This window comes from Kribbella antibiotica (assembly GCF_004349055.1).
Lineage (GTDB): Bacteria > Actinomycetota > Actinomycetes > Propionibacteriales > Kribbellaceae > Kribbella > Kribbella antibiotica.
On record NZ_SMKX01000010.1, the window covers coordinates 46,557 to 63,662 of the forward strand.

Sequence of the window (17,106 nt, forward strand, 5' to 3'; positions counted from 1 at the left end):
GTCAGGCTCCTTCGGCCAGGGCGAGTACGTTCTTCAGGCCGAGCTCGACCGCGCCGGGAGCGGCTTCGAGGCCCTCGAACTCCAGCGTGACAGGCAGGTCGGGCTTGGTCTGGACGAGCGCGAGCAGCGCCCGCAGGTCCAGGTCGCCGTGACCGGGGATCGTGCCGACCAGGTACTCCCCCGCCAGCGTCTTCAGCCAGCCGCCGCCCGGGACAGAGCGCCGTACGTGGAAGTCCTTGACGTGGGCGGCGGCCGCGACGTCGAGCAGGCCGGCGACCGTGCGGCCGGGGACCTCGCCGACGCACAGGCCGTTGCCGAGGTCGAGGGTGACGCGGAAGTTCTCCCGGTCGACGGCGTGGACGAGCCGGGCGACGCGCTCGCTGCCGTTCATCGACATGCCATGGTTCTCGACGGTTGTGGTGATGCCGAGCTCGGCGGCGTGGTCGGCGAGCACCTGGGCGCCGGCGACCAGGTCGGGGAAGACCTGCTCGAACTCGCCCTGGTTCGCCTCGCGCCAGCCCCACGGCAGGACGTCGTGGCGGAACAGGCGCGCGCCGAGGCGGTGGCCGACGTCGATGTGGCGGCGAACGCGGTCGAGCTCCTTGGCGTCGCCGCCGCGCAGGTCGGCGCCGATCAGGTAGTTCAGGATCGGTACGCCGCGGTCGGAGGCGGCCTTGACGACGGTCTCGACGAGTTTGTCGTCCTCGAGCAGGTCGTCACCGAGGGCGGCGATCTCCAGGTGCTCGGCGGGTGAGTCGGCCACCCAGTCGATGACCCCGACCAGGTCCATCTCGCCGCTGGCAATGAGCTTTTGGAAGCTGTACGAACTGACGCCCAGTTTCACTGGTAGTTCCTTTCATCGTCCTGCGTGAGCTTGTTCCACGGACTCGGGTAGTTCAGTACGCCGTAGATGTCGGAGCCGAAGCGGTCGAAGGCATGACCGGCGGCTCCCAGCACCGCTGCCTCACGGCCCAAGGCGGCGGCGACGAACGGTGGTCGCTCCGGAACGACGAGTTCCTTCGCGACGGCTGCTTCCAGCGGGCCGAGCAGCGTCGCGCTCTCGGCGGCACCGCCGCAGCGCACGACGACGACATCGGGGTCGACGACTAGCAGTACGGTCGCGATCCGGCCGGCGATCTGCCCGCAGAAATCCTTGATCTCGGCCTTGGCGCCGGCGTCACCGGCGGCGGCCGCCTGAAGCACGGCCTCTCCGGTCGGTCGTGACGTCCAGACGAGTTGGCCGCGCTCGGCATTCCGGGTCCAGCGCATGCCACGCTGGGCGCCGAGCTCGCCGGCCAGGCGGTGGCGTCCTTGCCGGATCTCCTCGTCGAGGACGATCGACAGCGACAGCCGGTTACCGACCTGCAGGTAGAGAACGTCGGAATGCCCGCGGCCCGCCCCACCACGCTGCTCGGCCAGGGCGGCGAGCTTGATGTCGTTGTCGACGGTCACCAGGCACTCGAGCTCGGCGGCGACGATCTCCGCGACCGGCTCACCGACGACCTCAGGCAGGACCAGGCTTGCTCGCAGTCGACCACTCTCTTCGACCACACCCGGTACGGCGACACCGACGGCGCGCAGCCGTTCCAGATCGGTCCCGGCGGCCTTGGCCGCAGCCTCGACCGCGGCGCGCACCACGTCGCCGACGACTCGGCCTTCGCGGCCAAGCTCGGCGTACCCGAGTCTGTCGCCGGCCAGATCGCAGAGCACTGCCCGCACGCCGCGGGGACCGATGTCGACGCCCGCGACGAGTCCGGTCTCGCGGACGAACCGGAACGAGCGCGCTGGCCGTCCAGGCCCGGCCGAGGCTGCATTGCTGGGCTCCACCAGACCGGCCGCGACGAGATCATCCAGTACGGCGTGCACGGTCGGACGCGACAGCCCGGTCTCGGCGCTGATGACGCCGACCGTCTGCGCGACCCCGGCCTCGGCCAGGAACCGCAGACACGCGACTTGGTTCGCCGACCGCTCGGCATGAGCAGTCCCTGGTGCAGTCTCCATCGACCCCAACCAATTATCCAACCGGCTTTAATAAACACGCTAGTCGACGACCGCTGGTCCTGACAAGGGAATGATTCGGGCTCGCGCTGCGTACCCGGCGCCGTACGGAGGGGCAGCGAATTCCGGGCTAGCCCGAGTGGTGACGATCAGTTACCGGTTTCGTGCAGCTATTGGGCCGCGGCACACGTCTCCCCGGCATGAGCGCACTCCTGTTCCGGTTCCGGAGCCACTGGCCGTCGCTCCTGGCCGGGGTGGCTTCGGCGGCGATGTTCGTTGCTGCGGGCATCGTTCGTGGCACGTTCCCGTTCGGGGAGCGCACCCGCAACGTCTACGACCTCGGCAATCAATTCATCCCGATGGCGGCTTATCTGCGCGATGTGGTGACCGGCCGCGGCAACGGTGACCTGATCTTCAACTGGCAGAGCGGCTTCGGGACGCCGTTCGTCGGTGACTTCATGGCCTATGTCGGATCGTCGCTGTCCTGGATCGCCTTGATCCTCCCGCGCGCGCAGATCGACCTTGCGCTGTACCTGATCGCGGTCGCCGCGATGGGGCTCGCGGCCGGCGCCATGACGGCGTACCTGCGGATGCTGCGGCCGAGCGGTCCGGTGTGGGTCGCGATCACGGCAGGGGCGTCGTACGGCGCTTGTGCGTGGGCCGTCGGCGAGGGCGCATACATGACGCTGTGGTTGAGCGGGCTGATCGCGTTCCCGCTGATCTGTCTGCTGTGCGAGTGGACGCTGCAGCGCAGGTCGGTGCTGGCGACGGTGGTCACTCCGCTGGTCGTCGCGCTGCTGTGGACCTCGCACTTCTACACGGTCTATATGGCGACGATCGCTGCGGGGATTGTGACGCTCGCCCGCGTGCTCGCGGGAGAAGAGGCTTGGCGCTGGCGACTGACCGGCGGGCTGCGGTGTGCGCTGGCGGTTGCCCTGGGCATCGGGCTGACCGCGCCGCTGCTGATCCCGACGTTCCCGCTGGTCAAGGCGGCAACACCGAGCCCGGATCGGGAGTTTCACCCGCTCGGGGCGGAGCAGTTTCTCGCGCGGCTGCTGTCCGGTACGTCGGGACTCGGGTATGCACCGGCGTTGACGGTCGGGACGCTGATGCTCCTCCTCGCCTTGACCTTCCCGCTGAATCGCCGGATCCCGCTGCGGCAGCGAGTGGTGTGGACGGTGCTGGTGGTGCTGACGGCCTCCACTCTGCAGATCCCGTTCACGCATCGGGTCTGGCATGGGTTTGACACCCCGGACGGGAATGCGTTCCGGCAGGCTTTCGTGATCGCGGGGATGCTCGTCATCCTTGGGTGGCTGTCGGCCAGTGCGGGGTTGGGCTCGGTGGTCACGCTGGTGCTGCCGATGGCGCTGATGCTCGGGCTGGTCACATGGACGTGGGACATCGAGTACTCGACGCCGGTGACGCATGTCGCCGTACCGATCCTGTTGTGTCTGGCTGGGCTGGCGTGGCTGGTGACGCAACGGCGGGTGCCGCGGTGGCTGCGCCGGGGCACGGTGGCTGTTCTGATCGGCGCCGTGCTGGTTGAGGGGACGCTCACGGCGGCCGTCCTCGACCGCACGAACCTACTCGGCAGGACGCGGCCCTGGGGTGTGGAGCACGCCGTGGCGCGGGAGCTGGTGGAGTCTGTGAACGACTGGCCGCGGCATCGGACCGCACCTGGTGCGCTGACGACCCAGAACGATCCGATGCTGATTGGTGGGCAGGGTCCGCAGCACTACTCCAGCACCATCCCGTACCGCACGACCCAGGTTCTGGAGGCGCTGGGTTTCGGGTACGCCGCCTACGGGCGCGCGCTCGAGGATCCGGAGAACCCAGTGGTGGACGCGATCTTCGCCATCCACGCTCGGGTCGGCCGCGGTCCTGTGCTGGTGAAGAACGCGAATGTCGCTCCCCTGGTCACGCTGCGGCCGGCCAAGCTCTGGCAGTCGCCGGACCCCGGGCCCTTCGGAGCGCAGGAGACCGCTCTCGGCGCTGACGTCTACACCATGACCAAGCTTGTCCACAGCAACGGATCCACCGCTTCGGTCTCGATCCGCGACGGCGTAGTGCGGATGCTGCCACCGGCCGACCGGAGGGGGCCCAGTGAGGTGCACCTGGTCACGCACTGCCGGCCGGGCAGCTACGCCTACCTCGTGGCCCCTGACTTCCCAGGGAACGCGCTGGTGGACGGCGTCTGGCGTCCCATTTCAGGCGGCAAGCGGCCAGGCATCTACAGCGGCGCCGCAATGCGCCGGGTCGGCACGGCCGATGCGAACGGACTGGTCCGAGTGACGCTCCAGCTCACCGAGCCGGGCCGGCTGCCATCAGACACCGTCGGCTGCTTGGACCGCGGGCGGCTGGAGTCTGCGGTCGCCGGGCTGACCGCTGCGACCGACATCAGGGTCAGTGGCCACAAGCTCACGGCGCATCTCCCGTCCGGACCAGCCGCAACTGCGGTTGTCGGTGTCGTGGGCATCGATGGCTGGGTGTGCTCAGTCGACGGCTCCCCGGCAGAGCTTCGCTCCGATGCGGCCGGCCTCGTCGCCGTCCCGATCCGAGCTGGCGCCTCGGAGCTCGCGTGCAGCTACCAACTCCCCGGTGGCCGCACGGGCCTCGCGGTCGGGGCGGGCGCCGTACTGGGGCTGCTTCTGTTGATCGCCCTGGTCGCGTGGCGGCGCCGGCCGCGGTCAGGCGACGAGCTTGGCGAGTTCAGCGAAGGTGTTGACGGTGTCGCCGGGCCAGGCGGGGTGGCTGTTGGAATGCTCAAGGGTACGGATCGCGTGCATGCCTAGCGAGGCTGCGGCGGGGAGTTCGTTGTCGTTGCCGTCGCCGATGTAGACGCACTCGGCGGGGGTGACGCCGAGGGCGCCGCAGGCGGCCAGGTAGATGGCGGGCTCGGGTTTGGCGACGCCGAGCTCGGACGAGAACGCCGTGGTGTCGAAGTACGGCGACAGAGGGCTGTCGCGCCACTGGAGCTGGGTTTCGGTGGTGATGTTGCTGACCAGGCCGATCCGCCAGCCGTCAGCGCGGAGCTTGGCCAGGGTGCCGAGCGTTGCCGAAGGCGGCGCTTGCATCAGTCGGCGGGTCAGGCTGCGGCGAAGGTTGGTTGCCTCCAGCACCTGCTCGTCCGTCGGCTCACCGCCGGAGCGCTCCGCGATCACGCGGACAGTCGTCTCCAGATCGCCGTACACGCCGGTGAACCGCTCGTAAGCAGCCGCATCGAACTCCCGCACGAACCTGGCGGTGTCGACCCCGAGCAGCCGTGCCATCGCCTCGTTCAGCACACCCCGCTCGGCGTCCCCACCCGGAATCAACGTGCTGAACAGATCACTCAAAAGCACTCGACGCATCCCAAGACCCTACGTCGCCCGGTCACGGCAAGCGCAGGAAAAGGCCCGGCGTGGACGGTGACCCATCCCGTCCCGTTCCGCCTAACGTCCGAACGACCGGAGGCAGGGTCTCCGGTTTTTCGGACATTACGAAGTCTCGTACGCACGGGAACCTTTGGGGGCGCAGCGGATCTTTGGGCACGCAGCGCGTCTTTGGGTAGCCACCAACCACGCAGGGCGCTCAGAAATGGTTGGTGGGTTCTCAAAGTGGGGGTTCGTGCACAAGGAGCAGCCAACCCACCTTTGGCGCGTTTGGGCGAGTGGGAATGGCCGGTGGGTGCTCAAGGCACCGCCGTACGGCGGGCCCGCCTAAACCGGTTTGGGGATTCCTCGGCCCCGGAATCGGTCGGCGCTGCTCCCCGAACCCGCTGTTGCGGGGGCCTCGCCGGTAGCCTCGCGCTGTGCGCTGGTTGGATGACGGTACGCCGGAGGTCGTGGCAGCGGCTTTGCGGCAGGTCGCGCCTAAGCTTGGTGAGCTGCCGATCGAGTTCCGCCCCATGCGGGTTGAGGCCGATCCGACGTGGTGGGTGGCCAGCGCTGTGGTCGGGGAACGGTTCGTGGTCAAGTTCGCGTGGTCGGAGCCGGCCGCGCTTCGGCTGGCCCACGAGATCGCCGTCATCGAGGCTTTGTCGGTGCCGTTCCTGCCGGAGGTGGTTGCGAGTAGCACCGATCCGGTTTTACTGGTGACTGCGCTGGTTCCTGGGCAGGTGCTGTTCGATGTTGTGGACTCGATCGACCGCGAATCGGCCGGTCAGCAACTGGCGCACTTCCTGGGGTCGTTGCACCAGTCCCCTGTCGACGGCCTGCCTCCAGCCGGTCTGCAACCGGCGTCGACCGACGCGATCCGGGCTGGCTTCCCCCGGTGGGTTCGCCCCGAGAAGCGCTCGATGATCCTGAAGTGGTGCGACTGGGCGGACGCCGTACTGGCTGTCTCCCGATCGCCCGTCCTCGTGCACGGTGACCTGCACGGCGGGAACCAGATCTGGTACGACGGCCGGCTCCGCGCGGTGGTTGACTTCGAGACTGCCGGTCGCGGCGACCCCGAGTACGACCTGCGCCTGTTCCCGGGCACCGGGCCTGGCCTGGAACTTCTGACCAGCACCCTTCGCCACTACCCGGCCCCGCCGCTCGATACCGACCGGATCATGGCCTGGCATCTGCGGACGCTGCTAGGTGATGCGCTCTGGCGGAGCGAGGCGGGTGTTGGGCTGCCGGATTGCCGGATTGCCGACGCTTGGGTGGAAGACCTTGAGCAGCGGTTCTCTGCTCTGGGCATCAAACCCTGAGGTCTCACACTCAGCGACTGGCGGGCTGACCACAGCATTATGAGAGCGCTCTCCCGCTACCGTGCGGAACCGTTTACCATCCCCATAGTGATACTGCTGGCTCGATGAAAGCAGGCGATTACTGTGGGTGAGGCCATGGGTTCTGCGTTGTCTGTCCACCTGCTCGGTGAGGTGCGGATGTTCGCGGCCGGCAGCAAGATACCGCTGGGGACGGTTGGACAGCAGTCGCTTTTCGCTGCGCTGGCACTGCGAGCCAACACGACGGTCTCCAAGAGCGAGATCAGTGAGGCGCTGTGGGGCGAGGCCCCGCCGGCGGCGGCTGAAGGCACGATCTACACCTATGTCTCCAGGCTGCGGAAGGCCATCGGCAATCCGAGGCTCCTGGCGGGCACGCGGCGCGGCTACACCTTGGTGCTGCCTCCGGACGCAGTCGACGTGGAGGGTTTCGAGCGCGCCGCTGAGAGTGCGCAGCAGCACGCGCTCCGGGGTGATCTGGCCGGGACTCTGCATCAGAGCGAGCTGGCCATGTCGCGGTGGTCCGGTGCGGCGCTGGCTGGTGCAAGTGGGCCGTTCGTCGAGCGGGAGCGTGCCCGGCTGGCGCTCGCCAAGGTCGACCTCCAGGAGCTGCGGTGCCACGCCCTGCTAGAGACCGGAGCAGTCAGCCAGGCTGTGGCTGCGCTGTCGGCGCTGACCGAGGAGTACCCCCTGCGCGAACGGCTGCATGAACTCCTGATGCTCGCCCTCGCCAAGGATGGTCGGCAGGCAGAGGCGCTCGAGACCTACCGCCGGGTCCGCTGCCAGCTCGTCACCCAGTTGGGGATCGAGCCCGGCCCAGGGCTCCGCAAGATCCAGACCTCGGTACTCACCGGCGACGAGCTCACCCCACCGACCCGGGCGGCCTGGCCCATACCTGCTCAGTTGCCGCACGCGGTCGCCGACTTCATCGGCCGCGAGAACGAACTGAAGCGACTCAACGAGGCCACCACCGGTGAAGCCGCGAGCCGCTCGCTGATCATCGCTGCGATCGAAGGCGCCGCCGGGGTCGGGAAGACAGCGCTGGCCGTCCGCTTCGCGCATGAGCTCGCCGGCTCGTTCCCTGACGGCCAACTGTTCCTCAACCTCCGTGGCTTCGACCCCCACCACTCGCCGACCGCAACCGAAGACGCACTCGGGCATCTGCTCAGAGCACTCGGCGCAGATCCGGCCGCCAGCAGAGGCGACCTTGCCGAGCAGTCCGCGCTCTACCGCTCCCTGCTGGCCGGCAAGCGGGTCCTGCTCGTTCTCGACAACGCAGTGAGCGCGGACCAGGTCCGGCCGCTGCTCCCCGGTACGCCGGGCTCGCTTGCCGTGGTCACAAGCCGCAACCGCCTGTCCGGCCTGGTCGCCGTGAACGGCGCGATCCGCGTCCGGCTCGACGTACTGCCTAACGAGGAGTCCGTCGAGCTCCTGCACCGGATCTTCTCCGCCCACCAGGTCGGCGCCACCACCGACTCACTCGAGCAGCTGGCCGACCTGTGCGGACAACTCCCCCTCGCGCTGCGCATCGCCGCCGAGCAGTTCACCTGCCAGATGGGCGAGCTCGAAGACTTCCTGACCGAGCTACGGGTCGAACACCAGCGACTCGACCTCCTGTCACGCTCCGACGACAGGCTGATGGCGATCCGCTCGGTGCTGTCCTTGTCGTACCACGGCCTGACACCGTGCGCGGCCCGCACGTTCCGGCTGCTCGGCCTGCACCCCGGCGTGGATTTCAGCACGGGTGTGGTCGCCGCGTTGCTCGGGACCACGGTCGAAGTCGCGGCACAGCAGCTCGGCCTACTGATCCAGTGGCATCTCCTGGAGCAGGTCTCACGCGACCGCTACCGCCTCCACGACCTGGTCCGGATCTACGCCGCCGACTGCGCGTTCGCCGACGAGCCTCCGGCCGAAGTGGCCGCGGCCGTGACTCGCAGCATCGACTGGTACTTGGCCTCGGCCCTGGCGGCTCGTGATGTGCTCGCCCCGGGCCTGGGGCGGATTGACGTCGTACTGCCTGCTTTTGAGAGCCCGCCGCGATCCTTCGCCGACTACAAGGACGCGGTGACGTGGGTGGGGCTCGAGCTGCCCACGCTCGCGGACATGGTGCAGCTGGCCGTCGTCCGTGGGCTCCACGAGTCCGCCACGCAGCTCGTGACGTGTCTCGGCGCGTTGTATCACTGCACCAGCCGCTGGCCGGAGTGGTTGCGCGTGATCGCGATCGGGCAGACCGCCGCTGAGCGAACCGGTGACCGGATGGCCCAAGGCCGCCTGCACAACGACAGCGGAGTGGCCAACTACCACCTCGGCCATCAGCGTGAGGCCATCGCCGGGCACGAGGCCGCGGTCAAGATCTTCACCGCGCTCGACGACCAGGACAACCCCGCCGTCGCGGCCAACCTCGCGGTCGCCTACTCGATGCTCGGGCGCCAGCTGGATGCCCTGCCGCTGCTCGAACACGCGATGAAGATCGCCGAAGCGCACGGCAGCACCTTCGTCGTCGCCAGTGTCGCCAACGGCCTCGGGTCCGTGTATTCCAGCCTTGACCGGCACCCGGAGGCGATCGTGCAAGGGCAGCGCGGTGTGGCCCTGGTCCGGGCGACCGGCCACGAGCACATGCTTGCTCATGGCCTGCATCAGCTCGGGAAGTCCTGCCTGCGTGCCGGGCACTACGAGGACGCGATCGCGCACTTCCGGGAAGCTCTCGACATCCGGCGTGCGCTGGGTGACAGCTGGGGCGAGGCCATCAGCCGGCACGCCCTCGCCAGTGCCCGGCAGCAGGTGCTTGGGTAGTTTCACAACTCGACGTCTGCCAGTCCGACCTGTTTGAGCGACTCGTACAGGACCCGGACGGGCCCGGGCCCCACCGGAAGATCACTCGGTACGACGATCACTCGCCGGAATCCGGCCGCTTCGGCCGACGCGATCCCACTCGGGGAGTCCTCGATGGCCACGCAGTCTTCGGGGTCGACCCCGAGTCGTTGCGCTGCGAGCAGGTACGGCCGGGGATGCGGTTTCGACTGGTCGCCGACGTGGTCACCGCAGACGACGGTGTCCCACCAGATTCGGCCGATCTGGTTGATGACGATCTTCGCCAGATCCCACCGGGTGCTGGTGACAAGTCCGAGCGGGATGCCGGCCGCGTGCAGCTCCTCGATCAGCTCCAGCGCGCCGGGCAGAATCTCGAGCTTTTCACTCAGCAGCAGGGCGGTCCGCTGAGTGAACCAGGCAAAGGCGTCGTCAATCTCTGCCGTGGCCGCCGGCCGCTCGCGATCGCGCAGTGCGCGGCGAATGATGTGGTAATCACTCACGCCCACCGCTTCTTCGAAGGAAGGCATTGTCAAACCGCCGCCGAGGTGGGCGGCGAGCGCGGTTCGCGCTTGATGCCCCTGCCGTTCAGTACTGACGATCGTTCCGTCCATGTCGAAGAAAACTGCCGCAGGTTTCGGCACTGTCCGTTCTCCTAATTCAGTTGTCGGAGATCGCGGGAACGAAACGCGGCGCCGTGAACGGCATCGAGAAAATCGCATCCATGTTCTCGGCGACCTTCTCGAACGCATTGTTGTAGTGCTCGGCCACCTTCGACGGCTGCACCTGCAACGGGTGCGGTGCACGCCCGATCACGATCGAGCTGTCCAGGACGTGCTGGGTCACCGCATAGTCGGCTGCCCGGTAGGGCTCAAGCGGTTCGTCCACCGCACCGGGAGACCAGGCGACAGGTCCCCCGCGCCGGAAGACCGGGTTCTTGGGCTGCGGGTGCGTCAGCCAGTAGCCGGCGTGCACGCCTTCCTTCTGCAGCGCCTGCACCAGGCGGTCGCGCAGCTCGGTGACCTCACCCTCCCAACCCAGCGCCTCAGGATCGAGCAGGATACGGACGAGGTGGTGCGAGCTCGTGCGGTCCAGCGGAATGTGCGGCGGGACGAAGCCCGGGATGTCCTGGATCCCCTTGATGAGAATCTCGGCGTTGTCCTGCGCGGTCTCCACGTAGCGCGGCACCCGCGGAAGCTGCGGCAGCACCCAGTTCGCCGCGGACGGATGCATCCGCAGGTTGAACCCGAACCAGCGGCTCCAGTGCGTGGCCACCTCACCGGGCTTCAGCACCGGCAGCTCTTCGCCGTAGTAGGCGAACATGCGCACGGCCAGCGCGATCTCGGGGTCGTCGCAGGTGAAGGCTCCACCGTCCGAACCCTGCGGAAGCTTCTGCCCGTGGAAGCTGTACGCCGCGCCGTCGCCGAACGTCCCGGTCGCCTGCTCGTCGTAGGTCGCGCCGACAGCGTGCGCAACGTCCTCGATCACCTTCAGGCCGCGGGCCTTGGCGAACTCCATCAGCGGCTTCATGTCCACGGGCAGCCCGTGCAGGTGGACGGCCATGATGGCCGTCGTCTGCTCGTCCACGAGCCCCGGCAGCAGGTTGACATCAAGGTTGAACGTCCGCGGGTCGATGTCGCACCACACCGGAATGGCCTGAGCCGCCAGTACGGCGTGCGCGGTGGCGAACGTCAACGCTGGTACGACGACCTTGTCGCCGGGCTTCACTCCCGCGGCGACGAGGCCGGCCAGCAGCGCCGCCGTCCCGCTCGATAAAGCGACGCAGTGCTCGCGCCCGGAGAACTCGGCGAACCTCACCTCGAACTCACGCAGGATCCGCGAGTTCGGATTCCCGAGATCCTTGACCGGCGCGTCGATCACCTTCAGCGCCAGCAGGCGGTCGTCTTCGGTCACATCGGGCCACGCCACATGGACGTCGGCCGGTACGGCGGGATTCCCGCCTTCGATCGCAAGGGCAGTTGCGTTCGGCATGGTGGTCCTTCCTATCCTCGGAGGTCTTCGCGGAGCAGGTCGGCGCACTTCTCGCCGATCGCGATGGTGGTGATGCAGGGGTTGACCGACACCAGGAACGGCATCGCAGAGCCGTCCGCGACGCGCAGGCCGTCGACGCCGCGCACGCGCAGGCGCTCGTCCAGGACGGCCATCGGGTCGTCAGCGGCGCCCATCTTGGCGGTGCACGACGGGTGATAGACCGTGTTGTGGGTCTTGCGCAGGTAGTCGGCGATCTCCTCGTCGGTCTGCACCTCCGGACCGGGCGCCAACTCCCGGCCGGTCCACTCGGCCATGGCCTCCTGCGCGACGATCTCGCGGGCCAGCCGGATGCCGTGGATCATCACGCGCATGTCGTGCGGGTCGGTGAAGTACCGCGGGTCGACCTTCGGCTTGTCGCGGTAGTCCATCGTGCGCAGCCGGACCGTGCCGGTGGACCGGCTCCGCGTCACGTTCGGCGCGAGGCAGAAGCCGTTCTCGGTGCCGGGGTAGCCGTGCCGCGCGGTGTGGATGTCGAAGGTCGCGGACCCGTAGTGGAACATCAGGTCCGGGCGGTCCAGGCCCTCCTCGGTGGTGGTGAAGATGCCGGCCTGCCACCACTGCGTCGACTCGTTGACGACCGGCTGCTTGGACTCCCACTGGATGATGCCTTCGGTGTGGTCCTGAAGGTTCGATCCGACCCCCGGAGAATCGACCAGTAGGTCGATGCCGACCTCCCGCAGGTGCTCAGCCGGACCGATCCCCGACAGCATCAGCAGCTTCGGAGTGTCGATCGAGCCCGCACTGAGGATGACCTCGCGGCGCGCCCGCAACTGGATGCCGTGGATCATGTCGTCGGCCAGATACTCGGCGCCGGTGCAGCGACCGCCGTCGAAGGTCAGGCGCCGCACGCGAGCGCCGGTGCGGACGTCGAGGTTGGGACGGTCGAGCACCGGGTGCAGGTAGGACACCGAGGCTGACGACCGGACTCCGTCGAGCCGCAGGTTGAACTGGAACCGGCCGGCGCCGTGAGTGACCGTCGTACCGGTGTTGAAGTCGACGCGTGGGATGCCTGCCTGTTCGCACGCGTCCAGCAGCGCGTCGCCGGTGGCGTCCTCGTGCTTGATCGAGCGGATGGTGACCGGGCCGGTGCGGCCGTGGTGGTCGCCGGGGGCGTCGTTGGTCTCGAGGCGCTTGTAGAGCTCGAACATGTCGGCGGCCGACCAGCCGGGCAGCCCTTGTGCCGCCCACTCGTCGAGGTCCTCGGCCGGCGCCCAGAAGGCGACACACGAGTTGTGCGACGAGCAGCCGCCGAGCACCTTGGCCCGAGCGTGCCGGACGTAGGAGTTGCCGGCTTCCTGGGGCTCGACGGGGTAGTCCCAGTCGTAGCCGGACTCGAGCATCGTCATGCACTGGTCGAGCTTCAGGACCGTCTCGTCGCCGACGTCGGACGGTCCGGCCTCCAGCAGGCAGACGGTGACAGTGGGATCCTCGGTCAGCCGCGCGGCGACGACGGAGCCCGCAGTACCGCCGCCGACGATGATGTAGTCGTACTCGTCGCTCACTGGTAATCTCCTCACCGGGAAACAGAAATAGACACACTTGAACAGTTCCAGACTGCCGGAATGCGCATTCAGGAATGTGTTGAGGCGAACCTAGAGCTGGCTTTGCGGACCCGGCAACAAGCCCGCCCGGAGTCGGCACAGAGGGGCAGTTCGGCCCGGCGAGCCGGTGCAGAAACTCAACGTCCGGGAATGCTTTGCGGCATTCGTTCAGGATTCGTTGAGATCGCCTTTGCATACTCGAAGCAAAGAGCGACTGGGGAGTTCTTATGGCGCCTGTTCAGGTTCTCGTCCACAGCACCGAATCCGTCACCGCGGCCGGATTGACCAGCTACCTCCACACCCGGCCCGATATCCGGGTTGTCGACGAGCGCCGCCCGGAGGAGGCCGACGTACTGGTCTTCTCGACCGAGCGGCTCACCTACGAGGCGATGGCTCAGCTGCGCCAGGCGACCACGCAGGCGCAGCGTCCGACCGTGCTGATGGCGAGCCTGCTGGACGACGCCTTGCTGCTGTCGGTGATCGAGTGTGGCGTCGTCGCGATCCTGCCGCGGACAGCGGTGACCGTCGAGCAGCTGCTCGACAGCATCCGGGCGGCCGCCGCTGGAGAGGCGGTGATGCCGCGTGAGGTCGTCGGCAAGGTCCTGCGGAGCGTCGGCAAACTACAGCGTGACGTCCTGGAGCCCAACGGCCTGAACCTGGCCGGACTCGGAGCGCGCGAGGTCGACGTACTCCGGATGATGGCCGACGGCTGGGGGACGGATCAGATCGCCCGCGAGCTTCAGTACTCCGAACGCACCGTCAAGCACGTCCTGTCCCAGCTCACCACCCGCCTGAACCTGCGCAACCGGGCGCACGCGGTCGCCTACGCGGTCCGGGCCGGAGTGATCTGAGCGCTATGTCAGCGCCGGCGGGCGGTGTTCGTAGGGAGTGCTGAGGACGATTGTCGTGGTGGTGGAGACATTGGCCCGCGCCCGGATGACGGCCAGCAGGTTCTCCAGCGCACCGGGTGAGGCGACTCGCACGATCAGGATGTAGCTCGAGTCGCCGGCGACGGAGTAGCAGGACTCGATCTCGGGGACCTCGCGCAGGCGCTCGGGCGAGTCGTCGGGCTGGGAGGGGTCGATCGGGCGGATCGAGATCAACGCCGACAGCGGGAGGTCCAACGCGGTGTGGTCGATCAGAGCGGCATAACCCAGGATGACGCCGCGCTGCTCAAGCCGCTTCACCCGCTGATGCACCGCCGAGGTGGACAGGCCAGTGGCCTTGCCAAGGTCGGTGAAACTCATCCTGCCGTCGCCTGCGAGCAGAGCGACGATCTTGCGGTCCAGGTCCTCCATCCTGATGACCCTACTGGTGCAGGACCCCGGCATGAAAGCATCGCCTCATGGTTGAGACAGGACAGCGGCTGATGCTGCTCGACACCGCGTCGTTGTACTTCCGCGCATTCTTCGGCGTACCGGACACGATGAAGGCTGCCGACGGTACGCCGACGAACGCGATCCGCGGGCTGCTGGACTTCATCGCCCGCCTGGTCGAGAACCACCGGCCGACCCATATCGTCGCCTGCTGGGACGACAACTGGCGCCCGTCCTGGCGAGTCGCGCTGATTCCGTCGTACAAGGCGCAGCGGGTCGAGTACGTGTCACCGAAGGGCGAGCAGGTCGAAGAGGTGCCGGACCGGCTCGAGGTGCAGGTCCCCTACATCCGCGCCTGCCTGGACGCGCTCGGCATCGCGATCGTGGGTGCGGCCGACCACGAGGCCGACGACGTGATCGGCACCCTGTCGCACCAGGCGAGGATGCCGGTTGATGTCGTCACCGGCGACCGCGACCTGTTCCAGCTGATCGACGACAGCCGCGGCATCCGCGTCATCTACACCGCGGCCAAGGGTGTCGGCCGGGCCGAGGTGTACGACGAGAAGGCGCTGCTGGCCAAGTACGAGATCCCCGCGAACCGGTACGCCGACTTCGCGACCCTTCGCGGGGATGCCTCCGACGGGCTGCCCGGTGTGAAGGGGGTCGGGGAGAAGACTGCCGCTTCGCTGATCACGACGTACGGGGATCTGGCCAGCATCCGCGCGGCCGCTGCTGATCCGACCACGCCGATGGCTGCCGGGGTGAAGCGGAAGATCCTCGACTCGGCCGACTATCTCGATGTCGCGCCGAAGGTCGTTGCCGTGGCCAAGGATGCGCCGGTCACGGTGGCGAACTTCCAGATGCCGCAGCAGGTGCACGACCCCGAGCGCTGGCTCGACCTGGTCGAGCTGCTCGAACTCCGCACGAGCGCCCAGCGGGTCATGAACGCCCTGGACCTGGGGCCGAAGTCATGACGGCCACCCAGGACCTTGCCCGGGGTTTCGGCGACGAGATCATCGCGCTGCGGCGCGCGCTGCACCAGGTGCCGGAGTACGACCTCGACCTGCCCAAGTCGCAGCAGCTGATCCTCGACGCGTTGGCCGGTCTGCCGCTGGAGATCACGCTCGGCAAGGAACTGTCCTCGGTCACCGCCGTACTGCGCGGTGGCGGCGGGCCCGGTCCGGTCGTCCTGCTGCGCGGTGACATGGACGCATTGCCGGTGACCGAACGCGTCGACGTACCGTATGCGTCGCAGCATCCGGGCATGATGCACGCCTGCGGCCACGACCTGCACGTAGCCGGTCTGGTCGGCGCCGCGAAGGTCCTGTCGGCGATGCAGGCCTCGTTGCCGGGCGACGTGGTCTTCATGTTCCAGCCGGGCGAAGAGACCACCGGCGGCGCGCCGATCATGATCCGCGAAGGCGTGCTGGATGCCGCGGGCCGTCGAGCGGACGCGGCGTACGGGCTGCATGTCGGCTCCGCCGTGCAGCCGCTCGGGATGTGGAGCAGCCGGCCCGGCTCCTTCATGGCCGCGGCCGATCAGCTGTCCGTGCGCGTCATCGGCGCCGGGACACACGGGTCGACGCCGTTCCGCGGCAAGGACCCGATTCCGGTCGCCTGCGAGATGGTGACCGCGATGCAGACGATGATCACGCGGCAGTTCGACGTGTTCGACCCGGTCGTGCTCACTGTCGGGCGGATCGCGGGCGGCACGAAGGAGAACATCATTCCGGACGACGCGTTCTTCGACGCGACCGTGCGGACGTTCTCGGAGGAGGCTCGGGTCCAGATCCAGCAGGCGTCGGTGCAACTGGTCGAGGGGATGGCGGCCGCCCACGGGCTGACCGTGGAGGTCGAGTACCGCATCGGCTACCCCGTCACGGTCAACAACCCCGACGAGTTCGCCTTCGCCCGCGACACCATCATCGACCTGTTCGGCACCGACCGCTTCCGCGAACGCGCCAACCCTCGCTGCGGCGCCGAGGACATGTCGTACGTCCTGAACGAGGTCCCCGGCGTCTACCTCAACCTCAGCGCGTGCAACGCCGCCGACCCCGACAAGGCCGCCGACAACCACTCACCGCTGGCCGACTTCGACGACTCCGTCCTCCCCGACGCAGCCGCCCTCCTGGCCGAACTCGCCGTACGGCGCCTGGCGCGCCAGTGATGCGTCGGCCGCTGCTGTGGAGCGGGATCGGCTGTTTCGTCCTGGGCCAAGTGGTGGCCGGGTTCTTCGGTCTCGAGCTCTTCGAGAACGAGCCCCACGAACCAGTGCCGCTCGGCAACGGCGTGGTCCAGCTGGATCGGCCCGGCCTCACGATCTCGACCACTGCGCAAGGCCAGGACGTGCGCTGCCAAGCCAAGGACGCCAGCGGCGCAGACATCGCGCTGAAGCTCCCGACGAAACGTGAGAACTACACCGCGGAAGGCTTCACGACCTACTACGTCATCGCGCACTCCAGAACCACGGTACCGCCCCAAGCTGTCACGGTCGCCTGCGACAACGCCGACGAGCCCCTCCCGCTGTACGTCGGCGACCGCGCCGACGTCATCGAGACCATGCTTCCCGCAGTGGTCAAGGCCTTCGCCGCCTTCGCCCTGACCACCGTTGCCGGCGTCGGCCTGATCGTGACCGACGTGGTCCGCCGACGGCGCCGTCGTACCCAACCGAGCTAGGGAGAATTCCCGATGCGCGCATGCC

At 68.1% G+C, this 17,106-nt stretch carries 14 protein-coding genes; 7 read left to right on the plus strand and 7 right to left on the minus strand.

The features are described 5' to 3' along the window. Nucleotide 1: 1 nt before the first annotated feature. Entirely contained in the window at nt 2–844 is an 843-nt protein-coding gene (locus tag E1263_RS05760; RefSeq protein ID WP_132166111.1) for a sugar phosphate isomerase/epimerase family protein, read from the minus strand. Then, nucleotides 841–2,001 carry an ROK family transcriptional regulator gene (locus E1263_RS05765; protein ID WP_132166112.1) on the minus strand — a complete coding sequence of 387 codons (1,161 nt, stop codon included), beginning with the start codon at nt 1,999–2,001 and terminating at the stop codon, nt 841–843. The genes E1263_RS05760 and E1263_RS05765 overlap by 4 nt, the downstream gene beginning before the upstream one ends. A 197-nt stretch (nt 2,002–2,198) precedes the next feature. Here E1263_RS05765 and E1263_RS05770 point away from each other — a divergent pair, with 197 nt between their 5' ends. Beyond that, nucleotides 2,199–4,790 (plus strand): YfhO family protein, encoded by a 2,592-nt coding sequence (locus E1263_RS05770; protein WP_132166113.1) that lies wholly within the window; start codon nt 2,199–2,201, stop codon nt 4,788–4,790. Here E1263_RS05770 and E1263_RS05775 read toward each other — a convergent pair. Continuing rightward, a complete protein-coding gene (locus tag E1263_RS05775; RefSeq protein WP_132166114.1) occupies nt 4,686–5,348 on the minus strand; it encodes an HAD family hydrolase in 663 nt (220 codons plus the stop codon). The two genes, E1263_RS05770 and E1263_RS05775, sit on opposite strands and share 105 nt — an antisense overlap. A gap of 440 nt (nt 5,349–5,788) precedes the next feature. Here E1263_RS05775 and E1263_RS05780 point away from each other — a divergent pair, with 440 nt between their 5' ends. Together E1263_RS05780 and E1263_RS05785 are read left to right on the plus strand one after the other, a co-directional pair. Next, nucleotides 5,789–6,673: a phosphotransferase family protein gene (locus E1263_RS05780; protein ID WP_202868730.1), complete on the plus strand. Its 885-nt coding sequence runs from the start codon at nt 5,789–5,791 to the stop codon at nt 6,671–6,673. A 135-nt stretch (nt 6,674–6,808) separates the two neighbouring features. Then, complete coding sequence (locus tag E1263_RS05785) at nt 6,809–9,481, plus strand: AfsR/SARP family transcriptional regulator (protein ID WP_132166115.1); 2,673 nt, start codon at nt 6,809–6,811, stop codon at nt 9,479–9,481. A gap of 2 nt (nt 9,482–9,483) precedes the next feature. Here the strand turns inward: E1263_RS05785 and E1263_RS05790 are convergent, their stop codons facing one another. From E1263_RS05790 to E1263_RS05800, 3 genes are read right to left on the minus strand one after another with little or no spacing between them, the layout of a single operon-like run. Then, nucleotides 9,484–10,140, minus strand: coding sequence for an HAD family hydrolase (locus E1263_RS05790; protein WP_165956493.1), 657 nt, complete (start codon nt 10,138–10,140; stop codon nt 9,484–9,486). A 16-nt stretch (nt 10,141–10,156) separates the two neighbouring features. Beyond that, complete coding sequence (locus E1263_RS05795; protein WP_132166117.1) at nt 10,157–11,488, minus strand: aminotransferase class I/II-fold pyridoxal phosphate-dependent enzyme; 1,332 nt, start codon at nt 11,486–11,488, stop codon at nt 10,157–10,159. An 11-nt stretch (nt 11,489–11,499) separates the two neighbouring features. Continuing rightward, nucleotides 11,500–13,050 carry a GMC family oxidoreductase gene (locus tag E1263_RS05800; RefSeq protein ID WP_132166118.1) on the minus strand — a complete coding sequence of 517 codons (1,551 nt, stop codon included), beginning with the start codon at nt 13,048–13,050 and terminating at the stop codon, nt 11,500–11,502. A gap of 266 nt (nt 13,051–13,316) precedes the next feature. On the opposite strand from E1263_RS05800, the gene E1263_RS05805 reads away from it, so the two are divergent. Then, nucleotides 13,317–13,940 carry a helix-turn-helix transcriptional regulator gene (locus tag E1263_RS05805; protein ID WP_132166119.1) on the plus strand — a complete coding sequence of 208 codons (624 nt, stop codon included), beginning with the start codon at nt 13,317–13,319 and terminating at the stop codon, nt 13,938–13,940. 3 nt (nt 13,941–13,943) lie between these two features. Here E1263_RS05805 and E1263_RS05810 read toward each other — a convergent pair whose 3' ends face one another. Then, complete coding sequence (locus E1263_RS05810; RefSeq protein WP_132166120.1) at nt 13,944–14,387, minus strand: Lrp/AsnC family transcriptional regulator; 444 nt, start codon at nt 14,385–14,387, stop codon at nt 13,944–13,946. Nucleotides 14,388–14,458: 71 nt separating this feature from the next. On the opposite strand from E1263_RS05810, the gene E1263_RS05815 reads away from it, so the two are divergent. Genes E1263_RS05815 through E1263_RS05825 form a run of 3 tightly spaced genes read left to right on the plus strand, consistent with a single transcriptional unit; the run spans nt 14,459 to nt 17,081 of the window. Further along, nucleotides 14,459–15,379 (plus strand): 5'-3' exonuclease, encoded by a 921-nt coding sequence (locus E1263_RS05815; protein ID WP_132166149.1) that lies wholly within the window; start codon nt 14,459–14,461, stop codon nt 15,377–15,379. Further along, complete coding sequence (locus E1263_RS05820; RefSeq protein ID WP_132166121.1) at nt 15,376–16,572, plus strand: M20 metallopeptidase family protein; 1,197 nt, start codon at nt 15,376–15,378, stop codon at nt 16,570–16,572. The genes E1263_RS05815 and E1263_RS05820 overlap by 4 nt, the downstream gene beginning before the upstream one ends. Further along, nucleotides 16,572–17,081, plus strand: a complete 510-nt coding sequence (locus E1263_RS05825) for a hypothetical protein (protein WP_132166122.1) — start codon at nt 16,572–16,574, stop codon at nt 17,079–17,081. The genes E1263_RS05820 and E1263_RS05825 overlap by 1 nt, the downstream gene beginning before the upstream one ends. Nucleotides 17,082–17,106: the final 25 nt, after the last annotated feature.